Raw genomic sequence first — 6,798 nt, 5'->3', positions numbered from 1 at the left:
TAGTTGGTGGTGGCATCATGAGTGCAACCCTAGGCACATACCTTAGTGAACTTGAGCCAAACTGGCAAATTCGCATGTATGAACGCCTAGACAAAGTTGCACAAGAAAGCTCTAATGGCTTCAACAATGCAGGCACAGGTCACTCTGGCTTTATGGAAATGAACTATACCTCTGAAAAAGATGGGAAAATGGACATTACCAAAGCTGTAAAAGTGGCTGAACAATTTGAAGTTGCAAAACAGTTCTGGTCTTATCAAGTCAAAGAAGGTGTTTTGGGACAACCAAATAGTTTCATCAACCCTGTACCGCACATTGCTTTCGTTTGGGGCGATAACGTGAATTTCCTCGAAAAACGTTACGCTGCAATGGTTAAAAACCCAATGTTTTATGGCATGAAATTCTCTGAAAATCCTGCTGAAATTAAACAATGGGCACCTTTGGTGATGAATGGCCGTGATGCTGCACAGAAAGTAGCTGCAACACGCATGGATGTAGGCTCGGATGTAAACTATGGTTCGATCACCACTCAATTGGTCGATCACCTTAAAAAACAATCTAACTTCCAGCTACAAACATCGACTGAAGTGACTGGCATTAGCCAAAACGATGATAAAACGTGGACTGTTGCATTTAAAAACCTCACTACAGGTAAAACAGATCACGTGAAAACGCGCTTTGTCTTTATTGGTGCAGGCGGTGCAGCGGTTAAACTTTTACAAATGACAGGCTTACCAGAAGCGAATCAATATGCTGGCTTCCCTGTAGGTGGCGTGTTCTTAATGACCGACAACCCGAAAGTCACCGAAGGCCATACTGCAAAAGTTTATGGTCGTGCTGAATTAGGCGCACCCCCAATGTCTGTTCCACATATTGATACACGTTATATAGACGGTAAAAAATATGTGTTGTTTGGCCCATTTGCGACTTATTCAAACAAGTTCTTAAAACAAGGTTCTCAGCTTGATTTATTGAAATCAACCACTAAGAACAACGTTTTACCAATGACTGCTGTGGGTATGGAAAATCTTGATTTGGTCAAATACTTAGTTAGCCAAGTCATGATGACCGATGCCGACCGTTTTAATGAATTGAAAAAATACTACCCTGATGCAAAACCAGAAGACTGGCGCATGAATCAAGGTGGTCAACGTGTTCAAATCATTAAGAAAGAACCAGGCAAACCTGCAAGCTTGCAATTTGGTACCGAGATTTTTGCATCACAGGACGGTGCTGTGACTGCCCTATTAGGTGCATCCCCTGGCGCTTCGACTTCTCCTTATATTATGTTGAGCTTGCTTGAGAAAGCATTCCCACAACAAGTAGCAGGTAAATGGAATCCGAAATTACATGAAATTGTAAAATCGTACCAACAAGAACTCAGCACCAATCCTGTACTTCTTGACCAAGTTCGCCAATACACCAGTACAACCCTAGGTTTGAAATACACACCTATGGCAAAAGCTGCAAATGACGAAACTGCTGCGATAGCAAAAGCACAGTAATCTGCTTTAAACCCTAAAAAGGATGGACTTTGCGCCATCCTTTTTTTAATTCATATTTGAAATTATTCTGTTTATGTCGCTTTTCCATTCCGACGCTTTTTTGGCTTTTCGTTCACGTGATTTTTCACTTCTGAGTATCAATCAGTTGTGCTTAATTCTAGCCATCATGATTCAAGAAGTCGTTATTGCCTATAGCGTTTACCAACTCACTCAGAATCCACTGAGCCTTGGCATGATTGCCTTAATTGAGTTACTGCCGTTTATTTGCCTCTCCCTGATTAGTGGTGCCTGGGCTGACCGCTATAACCGACAAAAAATTGTGCAGTGGAGTTTTAGCTGTAGCACTCTAATTCCCTTACTATTTATTGTTCTTTTTTCTCAGTACCAACAACAACATATTCAACAAAATACACTTTTATGTGGCATTTATAGCCTCATCTTTTGCTTAGGCATACTTAGAGGCATTTACAGCCCATCATTTAATTCATTACGCCCGTTTCTCACCCCAGAGCCAGCCTATAGCAATGCAGCCACTTGGACGGCACTCATTTGGCAAATGGGAGGCATTTTAGCACCCTTATGTGCAGGACTTTTACTCGGCCAACTTGGGCTTGAAAAAACCCTCTTTATTGTTTTTTTCTTATGTTGCATGGGTAGCATCTGCTTATTTAGACTAAACCCTCGTCAGTTTCCCAAACCACATAAACAGCATTTAAGCAAAAGCTTAAAAGAGGCCTATGTGTTTATCTTTAAACATCCACTGATGTTTTGGAGCATGTTGCTGGATCTCAGCGCCATGCTTTTTTGTAGTGTCATTATCTTGCTGCCTATTTTTGCACACGATATCCTGCATCTAGGCGTTGAAGGCTTAGGCATACTCAGAGCTGCACCTGCCATGGGTGCCTGTATCATGATGTTGGTGCTGACCTGTTATTCTCCAATGCAAAATGCATGGAGAAACATGCTCTATAGTAGTTTTGCCATTGCTTTGTGCACTTTAGCTTTCGCACTATCCTCCCATCTTTGGCTCTCAGTCTTCTTCCTTGTTTTGATCGGCGCCTTTGATAGCATCAGCATGGTCATTCGACAAACTTTATTACAACAGCTCCCACCGAAAGCACTATTAGGGCGTGTTGCAGCTTTAAATGGCATCTTAGTGACTTCAGGCAATCAACTCGGCGCACTACACATGAGCCTGATGACACGTTATTTTTCTGTGGTGCCAGCCGTCCTTATTGGTGGGACACTATGCTTAATGATTTGTGGTCTAAGTTCAACTCGTACGCGACATTTACTCAGAGTATCTCCAACACGGAAAAAGCATGCCACCGCCACAAGAAGCGAATAGCATGTTAAGCTTCAAATCCTCTTTTAATACGATGTGAGTTTTCAATAGAGCAAATTATGAAACAGATTCTCCCCTTTTCACACACTCTCTATGCCAGACTCTATTCTTTCTTACTCTCCGTGTTGCTGGCTTATTGCCTATTTAATGCAATCTATAGTGTGATTATTGGTGGAAAAAGCGCGTACCTTTTTAGTGGCCTGGTTTTAATTTTTCAAACCATCCTTGTTTTTAAAGCATCATTAAATAAAAAGATCTATAACGTTTTGGGATTGATTGGACTTATTTTATGTCTGGTTTATTTACATCATTGGGCATTTCTTTTTCAGCATGAAAGTATTGCGATTCTTCCCTCAGTCATACTCGCCCTACTTAGCTTAGGCTATTTTTCACTGCAACATTTGCGTTTAAATCTATTGATGGTGGCTTTACTTTTTGGGCTGTTTATACTGGCTTATACGCAATACCATGACTTGAACACTCTACAAAACTACTATAATAGCTTGCATACAGGCGAAACATGGCAACAGTATGGTGCTTTATAAAACCTAAAAATACAGCCTAGTTTTCTCAGTATGACATAAGTTTTAAATACAAAAAAAGCCAGCAATAGTGCTGGCTTGATTCTTTTAGACTTTAGCGATGGGTATGGATTGACATTACAATGCCCATACTGGCCAACATAGTAATCACCGCGGTTCCACCATAACTCATCAACGGTAAAGGATCACCTGTTACTGGTAAAATTCCGCTCACCATCCCCGAGTTTAACAATACGAAGAAAAAGAACGTTAAGCCCACAGCACCTGCATATAAACGACCAAAATTATGAAAGCTATTCATCCCAATAATCAAACAACGAATAATAATTGCGGCAAATAAGCTAAACAGCAAAAACACCCCAATAAAACCAAACTCTTCCGCATAGGTCGACATAATGAAATCGGTATGATGCTCTGGCAAATATCCCAAATGTGACTGTGTACCTTCAGTGAAGCCCTTACCCATTAAGCCACCTGAACCAATGGCAATCTTGGATTGGATAATATTCCAACCCGCACCCAATGCATCTGACTCAGGATCAAATAAAGTGAGCACTCGCTTTTTCTGATATTCTTGTAAAAAGAACATCCACAGCAAAGGTGTAGCAACAGCCAAAGCACCACAGGCCAAAGCAATCAGACGCCAAGAAATACCACTGAGGAAAATGACACACACCCCAGGAATCAAGAGACCTAAGTTCAAGTCAGGTTGCAAAGCCGCCAATAAAAACGGCAACATCATGATGCCCAACGAAATCACAATGTGCATAAACTTCGGTGGAAAAGCACGACCTGCGAAGTACCACGCCATCATTAAAGGCATGGCAAACTTCATAAACTCAGAAGGCTGCATACTGCCTATACCCGGCAGACTGATCCAGCGCCTTGCTCCCATTCGAGTTTCACCCACAACCAAGACCAGTACCATCAAAATCACTGCGAAGATGAAAAAATAAGGACTAATGGCCTGATAGACTTTGGGTGGAATTTGCGCACAGATAATCATCACAATGAAGCCTACAGCAAAACTGGTGGCTTGGCGAAATACCATCCCCATATCTTGTGCTGAGGCACTATAGATTACCAGCAAGCCCAAAATGGCATTTAAAATAAGAAAACATAAAAGCCATGGATCTAAATGTAGTTTAGCCCAACGAGATGAGTCATGTTTAATGCTTCTGCCGTCACGTAAAGACTGACGTAAAAAACGATACTGTTGTGATGGTATCATTTGCGTAATTTGAATGAGCTAAAGACAGGGCAAATTATAAGTTTAAAGTGTTTTAGATAACATCATTCAAACCCATATTTCTGTAGTTTTCGCCCAATAAATCCAATTATTTTTTTATTGTGCCGCTAAAATAAGTCGTGCAAGCTCTAGGTCATCAGGATAGGTAATTTTAATATTATCAGAACGGCCTTGTACGACTTGAACTGGTTGACCTACAAACTCCAAAGCACTAGCTTCGTCGGTAATGACTGCATTTGCTGCAAGTGCATGCTCAATGGCTGACTTCAAAACACCCAGTTTAGCAATCTGTGGGGTTTGTGCCTGCCAAAGCTGTGAACGGTCAATCGTTTCTTGAATATTTTGCGCTGAGACCACTCGCTTTAAAGTATCTCTAACAGGAATCGCTAAAATCGCCCCTGTATTGAACTGAATAGCAGTATCAACCAGTTGCCATAGACAATCCTGCGTTACACATGGACGTGCTGCATCATGCACAAAGACCCAGTCGTCAGCATTAGCGATTGTGGAAAGATAATTGAGCGCATTGAGCACCGAGTTTACACGCTCGGCACCACCTTCACAGAAATGTGCTTTTTCCATATTGGTAAAAGGCAAACTTTGAGCAACATCATCATCTGAACCAATCGCCAAAACATAGCCTTGTAAAGGTAAATGATTTAGACGAAAAACTGTATGCTCAAGCACAGTTTTTTGACCAATCATTTGGTATTGTTTCAGCTCTGATTTAGAGAAACGGCTTCCAGAACCTGCAGCAGGAATAATCGCCCACAATTTATGGGGTAGCTGGAGGGAGTTCAGGCTCATCGTCTTCATTGGTCCGCAAATCAATTTGGGCGTTTGGATTAATATAAACAGGTTTATATTGAGTACTGATGGTACTCATTTGAATAAACGTTTCACGCGGTTTAATTAAACCCAAGTCTAAGCGCGCATGCTCTTCAATGGCCTCAATACCATTCTTCAAATCATACACTTCTGCCGCTAAGACACGATTACGTTCTTTTAAATCGTTATTAATTTCAGTTTGTTGTTGAATTTTTTGTGTGAGTTGCAAATGGTCTTGATAACCACCCTCACCAAACCAGTATAAATACTGAAACCCTGCGATCAAAATGATCGCAAGGCCTAGTAGTACTTTACTCATGAGTGAGTCGAATACATTTAACATTGACATCAATCGCTTAGTTTAAACCTTTAAACTCAGCTTTACCGCGGTAAGCAGCATTTGTCAATTCTTCAATACGAAGCAATTGGTTGTATTTCGCTACACGATCTGAACGGCAAAGTGAACCTGTCTTGATTTGACCAGCAGCAGTACCTACCGCAAGATCTGCAATCGTTGAATCTTCAGTTTCACCTGAACGATGTGAAATAACAGTGCTATAACCATTTGCTTTCGCAAGATAGATCGCATCTAGAGTTTCAGTCAACGTACCGATTTGGTTGTATTTGATTAAAATAGAGTTACCTACTTTCTCATTAATACCACGTTGAAGGATTTTTGGGTTTGTAACGAACAAGTCATCACCCACCAACTGGATTTTATCACCAAGGATAGATGTCAAGTAAGACCAACCTTCCCAATCTGACTCATCTAAACCATCTTCAATAGAGATAATTGGATATTGGTTTACAAGGCCCGCTAAATAGTCAGAGAACTGGTTGCTTGTGAATGCTTTATTGCCTTCACCAGCAAGGATGTACTGACCATTTTTGTAAAATTCTGAAGATGCACAGTCAAGTGCAAGCATAATATCAGAACCTGCTTTGTAACCAGTTTGACCAATCGCTTCAAGAATAACAGTGATCGCTTCTTCGTTTGAACGTAAGTTCGGTGCAAAACCACCTTCATCGCCTACAGCAGTGTTTAAACCTTTTTTGTTTAAAACTGATTTTAGAGAATGGAAGATTTCCGCACCCGCACGAAGCGCTTCAGAGAATGAAGTAAAACCTACAGGCTCAATCATGAACTCTTGGATGTCTACGTTGTTATCTGCATGCGAACCACCATTGATGATGTTCATCATTGGTACAGGCATAGTCAAAGTAGTTTGACCGCGTAAGTCTGCGATGTATTGGAAAAGAGGAATTTTCTTTTCATCAGCAGCAGCACGTGCAGCAGCTAGCGATACCGCTAAAGTTGCATTTGCACCCAAT

The 6,798-nt window shown here is 41.1% G+C and carries 7 protein-coding genes; 3 read left to right on the top strand and 4 right to left on the bottom strand.

Annotated elements, in window-relative coordinates; genetic code table 11:
• From mqo to B4F08_RS06410, 3 genes are all read left to right on the top strand, one after another.
• Positions 1-1,502, top strand: a 1,502-nt coding sequence (gene mqo / locus B4F08_RS06420; protein ID WP_291373858.1) for a malate dehydrogenase (quinone), incomplete at its 5' end; no start/stop codon positions are given.
• A gap of 73 nt (positions 1,503-1,575) precedes the next feature.
• On the top strand, positions 1,576-2,850 hold the full coding sequence (locus B4F08_RS06415; protein WP_291373857.1) for an MFS transporter: 1,275 nt from the start codon (positions 1,576-1,578) through the stop codon (positions 2,848-2,850).
• 56 nt (positions 2,851-2,906) lie between these two features.
• The gene (locus B4F08_RS06410) at positions 2,907-3,392 is read left to right on the top strand and encodes a hypothetical protein (protein WP_291373856.1); all 486 of its coding nucleotides are present in this window, start codon (positions 2,907-2,909) and stop codon (positions 3,390-3,392) included.
• Between the two features lie 91 nt (positions 3,393-3,483).
• Here the strand turns inward: B4F08_RS06410 and rodA are convergent, their stop codons facing one another.
• The 4 genes from rodA to eno form a co-directional block, all read right to left on the bottom strand.
• Positions 3,484-4,620 (bottom strand): rod shape-determining protein RodA, encoded by a 1,137-nt coding sequence (gene rodA, locus B4F08_RS06405; RefSeq protein ID WP_086207582.1) that lies wholly within the window; start codon positions 4,618-4,620, stop codon positions 3,484-3,486.
• Between the two features lie 114 nt (positions 4,621-4,734).
• Positions 4,735-5,445: a 2-C-methyl-D-erythritol 4-phosphate cytidylyltransferase gene (ispD, locus tag B4F08_RS06400; protein WP_414632458.1), complete on the bottom strand. Its 711-nt coding sequence runs from the start codon at positions 5,443-5,445 to the stop codon at positions 4,735-4,737.
• Positions 5,414-5,809: a septum formation initiator family protein gene (locus B4F08_RS06395; RefSeq protein ID WP_291373854.1), complete on the bottom strand. Its 396-nt coding sequence runs from the start codon at positions 5,807-5,809 to the stop codon at positions 5,414-5,416. The genes ispD and B4F08_RS06395 overlap by 32 nt, the downstream gene beginning before the upstream one ends.
• Positions 5,810-5,822: 13 nt before the next feature.
• A partial coding sequence (gene eno / locus B4F08_RS06390; RefSeq protein ID WP_291373853.1) for a phosphopyruvate hydratase occupies positions 5,823-6,798 on the bottom strand: 976 nt, incomplete at its 5' end.

It is taken from the genome of Acinetobacter sp. UBA6720, assembly GCF_002454215.1.
Lineage (GTDB): Bacteria > Pseudomonadota > Gammaproteobacteria > Pseudomonadales > Moraxellaceae > Acinetobacter.
Note: the sequence above shows the minus strand (reverse complement) of the source record. Positions and strands in the feature narration are given on the sequence as shown.

Coding starts and splice junctions, on each gene's coding strand:
- B4F08_RS06410 (WP_291373856.1), top strand. CDS start 2,907: ATGAAACAGATTCTCCCCTTTTCACACACTCTCTATGCCAGACTCTAT.
- rodA (WP_086207582.1), bottom strand. CDS start 4,620: ATGATACCATCACAACAGTATCGTTTTTTACGTCAGTCTTTACGTGAC.
- B4F08_RS06395 (WP_291373854.1), bottom strand. CDS start 5,809: ATGTTAAATGTATTCGACTCACTCATGAGTAAAGTACTACTAGGCCTT.
- ispD (WP_414632458.1), bottom strand. CDS start 5,445: ATGAGCCTGAACTCCCTCCAGCTACCCCATAAATTGTGGGCGATTATT.
- B4F08_RS06415 (WP_291373857.1), top strand. CDS start 1,576: ATGTCGCTTTTCCATTCCGACGCTTTTTTGGCTTTTCGTTCACGTGAT.